General features: G+C 55.1%; 10 protein-coding genes. 2 read left to right on the forward strand and 8 right to left on the reverse strand.

Translation table 11 applies throughout. The features are described 5' to 3' along the window. Nucleotides 1-117: 117 nt before the first annotated feature. The 4 genes from Mal52_RS24750 to Mal52_RS24765 all read right to left on the reverse strand — a co-directional run bounded on the left by Mal52_RS24750 (nucleotide 118) and on the right by Mal52_RS24765 (nucleotide 6,822). Complete coding sequence (locus tag Mal52_RS24750) at nucleotides 118-1,653, reverse strand: YifB family Mg chelatase-like AAA ATPase (RefSeq protein WP_145379192.1); 1,536 nt, start codon at nucleotides 1,651-1,653, stop codon at nucleotides 118-120. Nucleotides 1,654-1,774: 121 nt separating this feature from the next. Beyond that, entirely contained in the window at nucleotides 1,775-2,341 is a 567-nt protein-coding gene (locus tag Mal52_RS24755) for a hypothetical protein (protein ID WP_145379193.1), read from the reverse strand. 81 nt (nucleotides 2,342-2,422) lie between these two features. Beyond that, nucleotides 2,423-4,756, reverse strand: coding sequence for a carboxylesterase family protein (locus Mal52_RS24760; RefSeq protein ID WP_145379194.1), 2,334 nt, complete (start codon nucleotides 4,754-4,756; stop codon nucleotides 2,423-2,425). A 356-nt stretch (nucleotides 4,757-5,112) separates the two neighbouring features. Continuing rightward, the gene (locus Mal52_RS24765; protein WP_145379195.1) at nucleotides 5,113-6,822 is read right to left on the reverse strand and encodes a serine/threonine protein kinase; all 1,710 of its coding nucleotides are present in this window, start codon (nucleotides 6,820-6,822) and stop codon (nucleotides 5,113-5,115) included. A gap of 392 nt (nucleotides 6,823-7,214) precedes the next feature. Here Mal52_RS24765 and Mal52_RS24770 point away from each other — a divergent pair, with 392 nt between their 5' ends. Beyond that, entirely contained in the window at nucleotides 7,215-8,294 is a 1,080-nt protein-coding gene (locus Mal52_RS24770) for an AI-2E family transporter (protein WP_197533462.1), read from the forward strand. Nucleotides 8,295-8,329: 35 nt separating this feature from the next. On the opposite strand, the gene Mal52_RS24775 is transcribed toward Mal52_RS24770, so the two are convergent. The 3 genes from Mal52_RS24775 to Mal52_RS24785 form a co-directional block, all read right to left on the reverse strand. Beyond that, nucleotides 8,330-9,424 (reverse strand): ABC transporter permease subunit, encoded by a 1,095-nt coding sequence (locus Mal52_RS24775; protein WP_145379197.1) that lies wholly within the window; start codon nucleotides 9,422-9,424, stop codon nucleotides 8,330-8,332. A gap of 40 nt (nucleotides 9,425-9,464) precedes the next feature. Continuing rightward, nucleotides 9,465-10,448: an ABC transporter permease gene (locus tag Mal52_RS24780; protein WP_145379198.1), complete on the reverse strand. Its 984-nt coding sequence runs from the start codon at nucleotides 10,446-10,448 to the stop codon at nucleotides 9,465-9,467. Between the two features lie 72 nt (nucleotides 10,449-10,520). After that, complete coding sequence (locus tag Mal52_RS24785; RefSeq protein ID WP_145379199.1) at nucleotides 10,521-12,473, reverse strand: peptide-binding protein; 1,953 nt, start codon at nucleotides 12,471-12,473, stop codon at nucleotides 10,521-10,523. Nucleotides 12,474-12,730: 257 nt separating this feature from the next. Here Mal52_RS24785 and Mal52_RS24790 point away from each other — a divergent pair, with 257 nt between their 5' ends. Further along, nucleotides 12,731-13,756 (forward strand): DUF294 nucleotidyltransferase-like domain-containing protein, encoded by a 1,026-nt coding sequence (locus Mal52_RS24790; RefSeq protein WP_197534451.1) that lies wholly within the window; start codon nucleotides 12,731-12,733, stop codon nucleotides 13,754-13,756. A gap of 31 nt (nucleotides 13,757-13,787) precedes the next feature. On the opposite strand, the gene nadB is transcribed toward Mal52_RS24790, so the two are convergent. Further along, on the reverse strand, nucleotides 13,788-15,422 hold the full coding sequence (gene nadB / locus Mal52_RS24795; RefSeq protein ID WP_197534452.1) for an L-aspartate oxidase: 1,635 nt from the start codon (nucleotides 15,420-15,422) through the stop codon (nucleotides 13,788-13,790). Between the last annotated feature and the right edge of the window lie 28 nt (nucleotides 15,423-15,450).

Consider the following 15,450-nt stretch of genomic DNA (forward strand, 5'->3'; position numbering starts at 1 on the left):
GGCAACGTGCAGCCCTTTGCCACAAACATGTTTGTCGAATATGTAAACGCCACGCGTTATGAATGCAGAAATGAGACGGAATAAACTGGGCCGTTTACAATTTGGAATGCAATAAACTCAAGCCCAATAATTCCGGTCCAGCGTGCGATAGTTAATCGCCTCACTCAAATGCAGTGCGGTGATTTTATCGCTGCGGTCCAGGTCGGCGACCGTGCGGCTGACGCGGAGGATTTTGTCGTGGGCTCGGGCCGAGAGGCCCATTTCCTCCATGGCGGTTTTTAACAGCGTCTCCGCATCGGAATCGAGACGGCAGAATTTGCGGATTTGTCGCGGAGCCATCTTGCCGTTGGTCTTGATGCGGTACTCTCGAAAACGGGCTCCTTGAATTTCACGGGCCGCTTCGACCTGCTGCCGCATATCGCCACTGCCCGTGCCGGGGGCCATGTCCGAAAGTTCACGAAACGGCACCGACGGGACTTCGAGGTGAATGTCCACGCGATCTAAAAGTGGGCCGCTGATCTTGCCTAAATAGCGTTCGATTTGCAGGGGATTGCATTTGCACTGCCGCCTCGGGTCGCCGCGATAACCACAGGGACAGGGATTGAGCGCCGCCACCATCATCAAACTTGCCGGAAAGGTAATGCTGCCCATTGCGCGAGAAATCGTGACATTGCCGTCTTCCAACGGTTGCCGCAGGACTTCCAATGTCCGGCGATTGAATTCGGGCAGTTCGTCCAAAAACAAAATGCCGTTGTGTGCCAACGAAATCTCGCCCGGCGAGGGCGTGCTGCCGCCGCCAACTAAACCTGCTTCGCTGATCGTATGGTGCGGCGCGCGAAAGGGGCGCGTCATCATCAACGATTCCCCGGCATTCAAGCGGCCGACCGCACTATAGATTTGTGTGGTCTCCAAACTCTCTTCGGGGCTAAGTTGTGGCAAAATGGTTGGCAAACGCGAGGCTAATAACGTTTTTCCCGTCCCGGGTGATCCAAGCATCAGCAGGTGGTGGGAACCGGCCGCGGCGACTGTGACGGCGCGCTTGGCGAGTTCTTGGCCTTTGACATCCTGGTAGTCAATTTCATATTTGGCCAATTCGCTCAGCGCGCGTTCCCAACTGAATTGCGTGGGCTGGACGTCCAGTCGGTCGGAATAGAATCCCACTGCTTCAGCCAACGAGCCAACGGGAATCGCTTCGATCTCGCCAACAACGGCCGCTTCTTGGGCGTTCTCCACCGGCACAAGCAAGCCCCGCTTGCCCTGCGCACGAGCGGCGATGGCCATCGACAGGACCCCTTTGACCGGGCGAATCACCCCGTCGAGCGCCAACTCTCCGACAGCGGCGTATTCGTCGAACCGCTCGGACTGTAACTGACCACTGGCGGTCAACATGCCCAGGGCGATTGGCAAATCGAACGAGGCAGCATCCTTGGGAAGATCGGCCGGCGAAAGGTTAATCACGATGCGATCAATCGGCCGGTTGTATCCACTATTGACCAGCGCGCGTTCGATGCGATGCGTACTCTCCCGCACCGCTGCCTCGGCCAATCCAACGAGAATCGTCTTGGGCATCGCACCGGGGGAGATATCGACCTCCACCTCAATCGGCTCGGCGTTGATTCCCAACAGCGAATAGGTAAAGAGTTTAGCGAGCATAGAGCGTGCTTGCGGGAACGGTCAGGGAAGTTGTCTGAGACGCAATGTTCCCCATTGTGCCGAGAAACGACGCGGACCGCAAGCCAAAATGAACAAATGTACACAAACCTGGAGATCGCTGTCAGGCTTGAGGCGGTTGACGATGGGTTGGTATCGCGACGATTTGGTTTTGTCCACGAATCCGCACCCAACTGATGCCTTGAACAATCCATGTTCCAGCCGCAACCAAAAATGTATGACTGAAATACAAGCCGACTAACCAAAATAGGACGCGCGCGAGTTCAAGCGTGCCATGATGACCATTGCCAAACACGTCAAAAACAAATGACAAACCAACTAGGGCAAAGGAGCAAACGACGAGAAATGGCGGCATTAGAAACACGCATGCAAACCTAGCCAAATTCACACCACGGGCGAAGCCGACTGTCGGTGGCTTTGCATTTGCCTGCGATGAGTGATTCGCGAACAGGATCGCCGTCAATTTTATATAGACGTCTTCAAAGGACATGGCGATATACGCGCCTATAAGGGCGCCTATGACTCCGCCCATCATCATTGAGACTGAAAGGCTGCCATTACCTGTCCACGGGCTACACATCGCTCCAACCAGGCCGCAAAAGAAACTTCCTCCCAACAGTTTCTGAGCCGTTTGCCAATAATTGACGTTTGAATTCGTTGCGTCGGCCATTCTCCTAACTCCTCAATAGAGTCAAGCGGGGGGGAGCTAACGGTGATTTCTAATCGCAAATTGGATGGAGCGCAGTCGCAGCTAAAAATCCAGCCGTGTCCAGAAGATCTGTTGCCGGTCGCCGCGGCGGCGGTAGTCTTCGAGCATTGTTTCTAGGTCCGCCTCGGGGAAGTCGTTGTACCGCATGCGGTTTTTCATGTTCACGCGGAGGCGGCTGTCAAAATCGACAATATCGGGCGACAGCCAGACCGTATTGCGTTCCGCCCCGGATGAGATGCTGATTGTGTTGCCGGGTGAAATGTGGACCTTCAACGGCATGGCGCGCTTACCGCGGCGGCGGCGGTTCGTCCAATCGGTCACGCTGATGGTACTAGGGAGCCCCTGTGCTTCGAACCAATAGAAGCGGCCGTCGGTTTCCCGCATCGTTTTCATTTCGTAATCCCGCAGCGTGCGCGGACGAGTTTGCAAGGCCATCCACGTGAACAGCTTGTGGATCTCTTCATAAAAACCTTCGCGACCACGTCCGATGTATTCGACGTAGATCAGGTCATAGCCTTGCATCATCATCCGCATAAGCACGCCGGAATTCTCGTTGGGGACGTCGCGGTCCAATTCACCACCGATCACGTACAACGGCAGATGCTCGGCGTTGCTCCAATAGAATTGGCAGTTATTGCGAATCACGCCGCAAATAGGAATCACCCCGGCAAACATGTCGGGATGAGACAATCCAATATCAAACGCGGCGTCTCCTCCCATGCCGTGGCCGGATAGAAAAATTCGGTCGGAGTCGACTTGAAATCGGCGGCAGGCATCGTAGATCGCTTCGACCACACTGTGATGACTGTCAGAGGAGTAGGTGTGGGCAAACGCGCCAGTCGCCGCATACTCGGGGGCGATAACGATGTAACCGTGACGTTGAGCCTGTCCCGCTCGTTCGGCTGTACCGGCCCACCACTCGGCTTCTTGTTGCGTGGTTTTTCCCTGTTCGCGAAGAGCGACGATCATGGGATAGTTTTGGCCAGGGTGGTATTCAGGCGGCAGTATCACGGTGTAGTTCACAGCCGGTTCCTCCTCTTGGGCGGGAAGGGCGACTTCAAACGGCGCTCCCACGACGGCCTGGGGAGTTTTTACAGCGGAGGGGAGCAACGGTAGGATTCGCGCGATGCTGGCCGCATCGATTCCTTCCAGCTCATCCAACTCAACCAGGATTTCCTGTCGCCGATAAGCCTCAGCGGGAAGTACGGCCAAGTACTCCATGACCAACTCCCGCGCTTTCCACAACCGCAGCGCGCGGTCCAAGTCGGTCTCGGCGTAACTGCTGCCTACGACCATCCCGGAAATTGCTAGCGCCAATTGTTCATCAGCAGGCAGGCCACCATCTTTGGCATACAGAAAAAAGGACTCTAACCGGTCCATCGTGGAAATATTGAATTCTGCAATCAGCGAATCGGCAAGTTTGTTCACAGCCTCCGCGTGGTCTTTATTGCTTAAGTCATTGGGGAGTTCATGAATTTTGGTGACAAACAGTTCGCGCTGCTGCTTTTTATTTTCGTAGTCAGCCGTCATTTCGGTGACGTCACGTAGAATTGAACGGCTCACATCCTCGGAGGGAAATTTGAGCGTGCTCTGGTAAACGAGTTGGTGTTGCCCGGCGGCGCGTCGCAAGCTGAGTTCGTCGAGCAATTGCTTGGCCTGCATTTGCGTTAATTGCAAACGCACATCCTTCACGTTGTCGGCGAATTCGGGAAAATCCTTTTCAATTGCGACCAATTCCTGCTTGGCGTCGCGGTACATTTGGGCTTGCAAATAGAAACGGACGATGGCCATGCGGTGGTCGGGATCATCCGGCTTCGTCGCTTTTTCGAGGAGGGCCGCCAACGTTTTTCGAGGCAGGGAACTCGTGGCCATTCCCGAGTCCCATCGATGATTCATCCCTTCAAGTTTTAAGTAATCGGGACTGATTTCGGTAATCGCCTGAATCACCACACGTTCTTTGCCGCCGGCGTTGATCGTGATCTGCCGTCGGCCCCATTCGTCGAAGGGGGTCACCTTGAGGAACCGCCCGATCTGTTGAATGGCCACCGCGCCGCTACGGCCATGTTGCGGAAGTTTGAAGACCTGATTCTGCCCGCCCATCTGGTCCGCTACAAATTCAGCAACTTGCGTCCGCGGGACAAAGTAGCGAGCCAAACCGGTGTCGACCATTGTGACGTTATAAACCGTCGTCGGCCCCCGGTTTTTGCCTCCTCTGGGCCCCGTGCCGAGTCCGAAGAGCGGCGTCGAGCGACCTTCAAATCGGGTTCCGTTCTTGAGCGTGACTTCATCGGCAGCCAAATGCGAGAGGCAGACCCCGCACAATCCGGCGAGCACAATCACTCGCAGCGGGGTTGCGAGCGCGGTGAAACACGTCATCGACACACCTCTTTATCGTATGAATGCAAACAAGCGGGTCGAGCTACAAACCCGGGTCGCCAAGCCCTTGCCGGGGTGACTTTAGCAATCGCCTACTCTTATTGTGACCCGATGCCCAACGGCATCAAGTCTTTTTTCGGGGCTGGGAGACGAAATTATCTCAAATTCGCCGGCTAGTAACGTCGGACCGGGAGCCCGTATCACTTGATTTCGGCGGCCAATGCAACGAAGTCGAAGCGGTTTCGCCACAGCCGGAATTGCCGATGTAACCGGAACGCTCCAACAGCTGTCCCCACGACTTTTTCAGCAGATCAGTCGAATCTCGTTTCGAATTGATGGAGACCGACTCCAGCTGCCTATAAAAATAAATTGGGGAATGTTTCACGCAGGTAGGCTAATGCGTAGGGAAAGGCAAACCACAATGCGGCGATCACAGCGGCAATGATCGCCAAATACACAATCAACCCAGCTCCACCGAGCAAGGAATCACGGAAACGCCGCAGTCCACGCCAACGACGGTACCAGCGTTCCTCGCGGTCAATACGATCATACAAATGGTTGAATTGTTCTTGTTTTTGCGCGGCTCGTTTTTTGATGAGTTTTTGCTCGACGATTTCCAAGAATTCCGGAAACGATGCCAAGGGAGCATAGGCGGCGTCCGCCGAGGTTTTGCCTTTGGCGCGGGTGCTGATATTTCCCGCCTTGAGTTGTTGTTGCACCTGTGCTGTGCGGAGTTTGGAAACAATTTTTTTGCCTTGCGAATCGCGGTACTGCACGTACCACCATTCTCCCGAGGTGGACTTTTGACTGCCGGAAGTCACGGGACGCATAGACGACGAACTACTCGGCTTAACAGGCCGACGCCGTTCGCGTGGTTTCGGCGTTGCCGCACCTGGTGAGGGAGTCGGACTGGGCTGCGACGATGGGGCCGATGATCGCCGTGCACGCGGAGTATGCCGAGCGGATCGGGACGTCGATGGCGAGACAACCGCCTCTTCGGCAAAGCTGAGTGTCTCCACGTCCATTTGCAGGCTGTCGAGGTCGTTGATCAGATCAGTACAGGTTTGATAACGGTGACTGGGATCTTTCGCCAACGCTTTGTCGATGATCAAATCCAACCGCTCCGGAACAGCCGGATTGACCCGCCGCGCCGATTTGAAAATGCCGCGTTCCTTGGCCGTGATGATCTCCAGCGTCGAATCTCCCTCAAAGGGGTGCGCGCCGGTGACACAATAATAAAGCATGCACCCCAGGGCATAGATGTCGCTGCGGCCGTCGACATATTTGGCGTTACGCGCCTGTTCGGGCGGCATGTAATAGGGGGTGCCCAAACCTGTGCCGCTTTGCGTCATCGACATATCATCGTCGAGCGCCTTGGCTAACCCCAGATCGGCCACTTTCACGATCCCCGACTTTGTGACCAGCACGTTGTCCGGTTTGATATCGCGGTGAATGATGTTCAGTTCATGCGCGTGTTCCAATGCTTCGGCGCACCGGATTGCGACGTGTACCGCATCGCCGATCTCGATGCGCGCGAGTTTTTTCATCCAATCGTGCAGGCTCCGCCCGTCAATGAATTCCATCGCCACGTAGTGGATGCCATCCGCCTCGCCAACGGCATAACCGCGCACAACGTGAGGGTGATCCAACTTGGCCATGCTGCGGGCTTCTCGGTAAAACCTTTCGATGAAAGATTTCTTGGAAGCCAATTGCTTGGAAAGTGTTTTGAAAGCAACTTTTCGGTCCAGGCTGACCTGATGGGCTAAAAAGACTTCGCCCATTCCGCCTTTCCCCAACCGTTTGAGAAGCTTGAAGTCGCCGATTTGGGTGGACTTCTTTTTCTTGGGCGTTGGTTTGTCCGCCATTGCTGGGGCTGGCCGTTTGGATTTAGGTTTGTTGATCTTACGTGGCGTTTTCGCCTCGTCTTGCGCGTGATTCGTGTCGTCCAATGTCCGTTCAGCAGTCTGGCGAGCGGCGGCATCATGCGCCGCAGCCTCCGCATCCGATCGCCCGGAGCGTGAAGCGCGGTCTCCCGGTGCTCGGCGGCAATGATGATAATTTCGCATGAGTCCCTCACTCGACGACACTCATTGAACCGATCAAAAACGCGGCACCTTCCCCGCGCCGGAAGGCGATTCGAAAATGATAGACTCAGAAATGAACAACGGTCAAGATGATGTGTACCGCGACGTGAAAAGATTGACCTCGCCCATTATCATGGTTTCGCCGATGCGTTGCAAACGATTTTGACGGCGGATCACCATTTCGGAACCAGGTTTTCGATTTGTTTACCTGTCTCCCCTCAATTGATCCGCCCCTTTTCGTTGTTTTTACGATACACTGCAACCATTTTTTCAGCTGCTGCAGAATCCTCCGCCCAGCAGATTCTGTTATATTCGCAACTTCAAATAGTCCTCTGTCCACCAACGACTACGCCCACAATGGGAGAATGCACGCTATGCCGGCCACGAGCCCGCTCACTGACGAACAAAAACGAATCGTCACCTCCTGCCTGATGGTCCTGGCGGCAGTCGCCATTGCCGGTGTGTTGATTTTTACGCGGTCGGTGATGGTCCCCTTTGTGATCGCGATCTTTATCGTTTCGATCGTTTCGCCAATTGTGGACTACCAAGTGATTCGCCTCAAATTTCCGCGTTCAATCGCTGTCACGGTTGCCCTGTTGCTTGTGTTGGCGTTTGTCTCGATCTTTAGCCTGTTTGTCTTTGGCGCTGTCCAGCGCGTCGGCACCGCTGCCTCGAACTACAGCAGCACCGTCGAAGGTCTCGGCCAGGAATTTGGGAACAATATTGCCGAGATGTTTGGGATCGAAGAACGGCGTGTCACGCAAATCATCAACGGGTTGGCTGCCGATGTGGCGAAAAGTATTCCAAACATGGCCCAGCGCACTGCTGGAACCGCTGTCGATGTGCTCTCGTCAGGATTCTTTGTGTTGATCTTTGTGATCTTTCTCTTAGCAGGCCGCAATCCACACGTCATTCGCAAAGGTATCTATGCCGAAATTGACCAGAAGATCCGCGCGTACATTTCCACCAAAGTTGCCCTATCGGCTTTCACTGGGATTGTCGTCTGGGGCATTCTGGAATACTACGAACTGAAGTTCGCCGGCATCTTTGGTTTATTGGCCTTCATGCTGAATTTCATCCCCTCGATCGGCTCAGTGATTGCTACGCTGCTGCCGATCCCCGTGGCCTTCGTGCAATTTCGAGCCACCGAAGACCCACACCCACTCGAATGGGCCTCCCTTCTAGGCGTCATCCTCTGGCCCGGTCTAGTGCAAATGCTGGTGGGCAACGTGGTCGAACCCAAATTGATGGGCCGTGGCTTAGAACTGCACCCGGTAACCGTCGTGCTCATGCTGGCATTCTGGGGCTTGCTCTGGGGGGCGATTGGCGCGATCTTGGCCGTGCCGATGACCGCTGTGCTGCGAATCGTGCTCATGCGGTTCGATGCGGGCAAACCGATCGGCCGCCTCTTGGCGGGCGAGTTACCCGGCTCGACGCTGACCGAGAATGCCTAACACACCGTGACAAAACGGATCGCCAACGTTGCCGGTCAATTCGACCGCAGTCGCGGGTCGGTGGCGTGCTGCAAACCTTCGCCGATGAGGTTATAGGCCAACACAGCCAGAAAAATAGCCATACCGGGATAGAAGGTCATCCACCACATATCGAGATTGTTTCGCCCGGTCTGCAACATCGTGCCCCAACTCGGATTAGGGGGCGGAGTGCCGAACCCTAAAAAGCTCAGCCCCGCTTCGATAAGAATCGCTGAGGCGATCCCGAACGAAATGGGCACCAACACCGGTGCCATGGCATTGGGCAGAATGTGCCGGAAGACAATCCGCAACGGCTTGTAACCCATGGCCCGCGCCGCGGAGACAAATTCGGTCTGTTTGAGTTTCAAAAATTCCGCGCGCGTCAATCGCGCAATGCCCGTCCAACCGGTGCAGCCAATCACGGCCATGACATGCCAAATCGTCGGGCGATCAATGATGGCAATCAGCGCCAGAATCAACACCAACGTCGGCACGCACATGACAACCTCGATGAGCCGACTGACAATCATGTCGGTCCAGCCTCCCAGATAGCCGGCCAATGCGCCGACGGTGATTCCGATGGTGGAAGCAATCCCCATCGAAACAAATCCCACCAACAGTGCAATCGTCGTCCCGTGCACCATCTGAGCGAAGATATCCACGCCGCGGGTGTCGGTGCCGAAAATGTTGTATCGATTCGGCGTCCCTTTATCGCGCGACGGATTTTCCGGCTGCCCGGGCATTTCCCCTTCACGGATCCGACGAAACGGATCTTGATAAACCAACGGCCAAATGGCCCAACTGAGGGGATCTTTTTCTTTCAAGTTGACGGGATACCGTTTACGAAAGCGATCCTTTTGAAAGACCGGGTTCTCCCAAGTGTTTTTGAAATACCCCATCGCCGGGAAATAGATGTGTCCCTTGTATTTGCAGACAATCGGTTTGGTGCCGGCGATCGCCGGGGCAAACAGCGCAACGAAGGCCATAAAGCAGACGAAATAAAACGCCGCCATCGACGTTCCCCGGCGACGGAAACGGGACCAGGCCTCTCTCCAAAATCCAACCGATTTGGAAACCTTGATTTCCGGTGGCATTGACGTCGGTTCACTCATGGAAACGCAATTGTGCTCAAAAAAATGAAATTGAAGCCGTTTAGTTCAACCGAATCCGCGGATCGACAACCGCGTACAAGATGTCAGCCAATAATTGTCCGGCCAATGTGAGAATCGCGAACATCAAAGTCAATCCCATAATCAGAGGATAGTCCCGTGATGTCAGCGACAGGAAATACAACTGGCCCATGCCGGGCCATTGAAAAATTCGTTCGAGGATCACCGCTCCACCCAACAGTCCCGGCAATGTCATGCCAATCATCGTGACCAGCGGAATCAATGTGTTGCGAAAGGCATGATGCAACACAATCGATGAGGGGCCGACTCCTTTGGCTTTGGCGGTGCGGACGTAATCTTGTCGAATGACCTCTTGCATGTTGGCGTTGATAAATCGCGAATAGTAGGCGAGCGAACCGTAGGTGTAACAAATGATCGGCATCAGCGCATGCATCATAATGTCTTTGGCTTTGCCGAACGTGTCCAGCGTGTCATACGTCTCCGTAGTCGTCATGCCATACAACGGCAGCCAGCCCAATTTGACGGAGAGATAAATCTGCAAAAACAAAGCCGCCACGAACGCCGGAAACGAGTACAGCATGTAGAGCGAGATGCTCATCACCCGTTCGTCCATTTTGCCGATGCGGACCGCTCCGACCAGCCCCATCGGGATGGACAACATATAGGCCAGCAGCAGCGAACTGATGGAGAGGATCAGCGTCGGCGCCACGTGCTCCCCGATCACCGTCGTCACCGGTTTTTTCCACGACAGCGACCGCCCCAGATCTCCCTGCACCAAATTGCCCACCCATTGCACATAGGCTTGCGGCCAGGGTTTGTCGAGACCGTAGGACTTTTTCATCCGCTCATACTCGAGCGGGCTGATGACTTTGCTGGGATCGACCATGGAGAGGTCCATCGTCAATGGATCGCCCGGCATGTTGCGGATCAACGCAAAAATGATGAACGTGATCAGCACCAACGTGAGGGCACCCAGCAGCAGCCGTCGGATGATGTAGCTTACCATACAACTTTCAGGGGACGATAATCTTTGACCGAAGAGAAACAGGGATTCAGAGCACAGGCAAGTTGCGCGGGCTCAATGCATGGCTGGTTTATAGATGCTGCCGAAACCCGGCCCGTAGTTATACGGACCCCGTGGGCTAAAGCTATAGCCTCGCAATTTCTTGTTGAACCCGTAGAACGAATTGCGGTAGTACAGCCAAGTGTAGGGCTGGTCCTCCCACAAGATCTTGTGAATCTTGGCGTAGATCGCCGCACGTTTTTCAGGGTCGAACTCCCGTTTGCCCTCTTCGAAAAGCTTGTCGATTTCCTTGTTGGCATAACTGCCGTAGTTCCGGCCGTTTTTGATGGCGTTTGTCGTCCAAATGTTGCTGCTCGTATCCGGATCGGCGCCGGTTCCCCAGCCGGCAAACGCAGCTTGGTAATCGTGCTTGAACATTTTTTCCATCAACACGGGAAACTCCAACGGCCGGACGTGACAAATGATCCCCAACTGATCCAAGTTCTCCTTGAGCAGTGTGCACATATCGATCCGTTCTTGTGCAGTCGCACACAAGATCGTGAACTCAAACTTCTGCAGCTTTCCGCCAATCATCTTGTCGCGGATCCCATCCCCATCGTTGTCGACCCAACCGGCCTCCTCCAACAAGTCTTCGGCCTTGTCGAAGTCTTGTTTGTACGGCGTAAGTTTTTCCTTGGGATACATCTTGGAATCGGGGTGAAACGGTCCCAGGCAGGGAGTGTTCAGGCCATAGAGCAGTGTGTTGAGCAATTCTTCGTGGTCGAACGCATAGGACATCGCCTTCCGCACACGTTTATCACTAAAGAAAGGCGTCTTCGTATTCCAGTTGAAGTGAAAGCTGACCCATTCCACGCCGGTGACTTTTGTATTGTGCTTATAAAAATCATCACCGTCGGTTTGCGTCATCCACAACTCGGGCAACAGTTCCATCTCTTCGATTTCGCCGTTCTTGAGCGCCAAAATAGCTGTGTTCGATTCTTCCAAAATCCGGAAACGAATTTCCTTGAAGTACGGCTTGGGGCGAACCTGCTTGCCTTTGTACATATAGTATTCTTCGCGGCGGGTCAGGACGATTTCCTGTTTGGGCTTGCGGTCGGAAATCACGTACGGTCCGCCGGTCACCGGCGCGTTTTCATGTTTCACATGATGCTTGCTATCTTGCAGCGTGTAATCTTCGTGCAACGACTCATCATAGATGTGCTTGGGGATTACGCTGAAGTTCAAATTCCATGTGTTGGTTGCCAGCGGCTCTTTGTGAAAATAGACCAGCGTCTGATCGTCATACGCCTCGATCCAACGAATTTGATCCGTTCCTGACCGTTGAGCGGGGACCGGTACTTTGGGGTTCATGATGGTTTGGAACGAAAACACGACGTCATGGGCAGTGATCGGCACGCCGTCGGACCAAACGAGGTCGTCGCGCATCACGACTTTGTCGTACTTCCCATCCTCGCTGGAATGCCACGACTTGACGGTGTCAGAGGAGGCCAACGGGTTGAAATCCCAATCGAAACCAAACAGACCAAAGCCTGTCAGTCCCGTGACATTGAATTCAATCGTAGAACTGACCAGCAAGGGATTCGTCGTTTTGACATCCCCGGTAGCACGGCGATAAATAGACGCGTCCCAATCGACATCGGAGTCCGATTCCGGCAGACGTCCCAAGGCGCTCAAGATTTTGGCGTTGTCTTCTTTGGATTTGTTCTTCAACGCCAGTGCTTCTTCGGTCGTGGCCAAGACTTCTTCATTGGCCTGCCGCAGTCGCAATAACTCCAGCGTGTCCAGCACCGGGCGCTCGACCCATTTGACCTTGGCGTCGAGTTCTTCCAGCGGCGGGGCATCGAACGGATGAAGCAGGATTTCCGGTTCAGCTTCGGTCTCAGTTGCTGTCGTGTCACCGGTGGTTGAAGCGGAATCGTCATCGCCACCCCAACAGCCGACTAAGCACATCGAGCAAACCGTAAACGCAAACAGCCACCCCAGGGAAAATCGTGAAAGCCTACTCATGCCTGCCAATCCTTTATCTACGCGGGATTCACCGCAACACGCGTCAATTCTGCGAGGTGCGGGTCGATCTCTCCATCCGGTCATTTGTTTTGAGACCGGCAACCAGTCTGGATTCTGGCAGAGACGTGGGATTCGGGCAACCCTAGAATCTAGGGAACTTGTAACGGCCACCAGACGGCCACAATCTGCATGATAAAAAGTGGATTCTCCACCGATTCATCCACCCACTCGCCCCCAACCGCGACAAGGAATCCGTATTGCCACTGCCCCACACATTTGCCGCACACCGTCCCTGGAGTGCCGAAACCACCCTCGACTTGAGCAAACACCCCCTACTGGATAACGCCTGGAAAAATTCGCAACGACTCTTGCAGCAGATCAGCGACCAACTGCGTGCGGCCGCACTGGATCCGCGGATTCTCACCGTGGCAGCCTCCGGCTCCTTAGGCCGCATGGAAGCAGTCGCCGGTTCCGACGCGGATTTGATCGTAGTGTTGAGCAACGAAATCACCACCGATTCGCCACAAGCCCAACAGGCCTGTGATTCTATCTGGGAGGCATTGGAAGCATTGCAGCTCCCCCACTCGCGGCGCGGCGGAATTTTTTCCATCCCCACCACGCCCGCCGCCCTCTGCAACGTCGACGCCCGTGGAAAAATTGACGAGGACATTCCCACGTTCGGAAAACGATTTCAATTGTTCTGCGACGCACAGCCAGTTTACGGCACGGTTGCCTATGAGCAATTGCTGTCTGATGTGATCCGCTGGTATACGGCAGCCACGCCGGGGGATGCCACAATTGCCTGGTGGCGGTATTTGTTGAATGATCTCCTACGGTATTACCGTTCGATGTGCGTCGCCGCTCAGTGGGATCAGTCGCACGGCGCTGGTTTTCAACGGATGCGCAACTTCAAACACGCCCATAGCCGCACGGTGATGTATGCGGCGATGTTGTGTCTGTTGGGAGAATGCAGCAGCGTTCAGCAAAACCCACTACAACAATTTCAGGCAATGTTGCGTCTCACGCCGCTGGAGCGATTGGCTTGGTCCTGCCCGTCAGCCCAAGAAGCCGACATGGCGGCGATCGCGACGATCTATGCCCGCTATCTGGAAAAGTTAGACGCCCTGACGTTTCGGCAATCGCTATTGGACGACAACCTCACCGAAGCTCATACCGCTGAGTGGACGCGATCAGGTCACGATTTGCGCAACGCGTTGTCTCGATTCCTTGATGAGCAACGGCAACAGTGGGACCCAGATTTTGCCACCGCATTGTGGCTATAGTGCACTGGGACTTTAGATCGCACACGCACCGTCAGCCATCGGTCCGTTTGGACACCATCGTAATGTGCCGCGCCTGCGCTGGATCAGTGTCGGGATAATCGTGGCGAAAGTGGACGCCGCGACTTTCGGTGCGCTGCCGGGCGGCTGCGATCATCAATTTGGCAGCGAGCATCATGTTTTGCAGTTCCCAACCCTCGGGAGAGGCAAACTCGCGACTGGCGACGTAGCGGTTCCAAAACTCGACGTTTTGTCCCGCTTCGTTTAAGTCGGAGTCATCGCGCTGGATGCCCACCTTACGCCACATTTCGCTGGTGAGCGAATTGCGGAGGTCCTTTAGATCGAGTTGATCCGTGTCATCGACGCTAACCGTCGGCCAATCGCTTTCCAACGGCAGTGCGCGGTATTGATCGGGAATCTCCGCGGCTTCGGCCGCCGCTCCGTGTCCCGCCAACCGACCGTAGACCACCCCTTCCAACAGGCTGTTCGACGCCAAGCGATTCGCACCGTGCAGTCCTGTGGAGGTGACTTCGCCAGCGGCCCATAGCCCCGGCAGTGTCGTTCGGGCATCTCGGTCGACGGTCACACCTCCGACCATGTAATGCGCGCCAGGGCGGACGGGAATCAGATCGTGAGCGATGTTCAACCCAAATTCCGCACAGACATCGCCGATATGGGGGAACCGCTCTTTGATCAGTTCCGGCGGCAAATGCGTGAGGTCGAGAAATACGTTGGGATGTTTGGTCTTTTTCATCTGCAGCGTAATCGCCTGGCTGACGACATCCCGCGGCGCCAGTTCCAACCGATCATCGTAGTCGGCCATAAAACGATGCCCGGTCGCGTCGCGCAAGTAGGCGCCTTCTCCACGAACCGCTTCGGAAATCAGGTGCCGCGAACTCCCGGCAATGTACAACACGGTGGGGTGGAATTGCATGAATTCCATGTCTCGCATTTCGGCGCCGGCGCGAGCGGCGATCGCGTGTCCGTCGGCCGTGGCGATTTGGGGATTGGTGGTTTCCCGGAACAGGCACCCCGCGCCACCGGTCGCTAGAATCGTCTGTTTAGCCCACACAAACGTTTTACCATGATGCGGATTCCACACCAGCGCCCCGCGGCAAACTCCTTCGTAGGTCAGCAAATCAATCGTAAAGGTTTCGGGCCAACATTGAATTCGTTCCGATTGATTGACCTCGGCAATCATCGCCCGCATGATCTCTTTGCCGGTCGCGTCTCCCAAGGCGTGAGCGATGCGGCGATGGCTGTGCCCGCCTTCGCGCGTCAGTGCCAGTTCGCCATCTTCGAGATCGAATTGCGTTCCCAATTTAATCAACTGCCGAATCCGCTCCGGGGCTTCGCGGATGACCATTTCGACAACATCTGGGTCGCACATCCCTTTGCCGGCGGTGATCGTGTCGGCAATATGATTGGCGATTTCATCCAAGGGATCCAAGACGCCGGCGATTCCCCCTTGGGCATAGACGCTGTTGGATTGCACCAAAGCATCTTTAGTGATCACTGTGGCTTGCAGCGGCGCGGGGACTTCCAACGCCGCGCTCAGCCCGGCAATACCTCCCCCGAGAATCAAGACATCGGTGAAGGCATGCGGAATCTGTTTGGGGTGAAACCGCACCAAATAACGGTGCAACAGCGAGAAATTGATATCGGCCACGGAGATCGCGTTCTATCAAAACCGAGGG

Source organism: Symmachiella dynata (assembly GCF_007747995.1).
GTDB classification, from domain to species: domain Bacteria; phylum Planctomycetota; class Planctomycetia; order Planctomycetales; family Planctomycetaceae; genus Symmachiella; species Symmachiella dynata.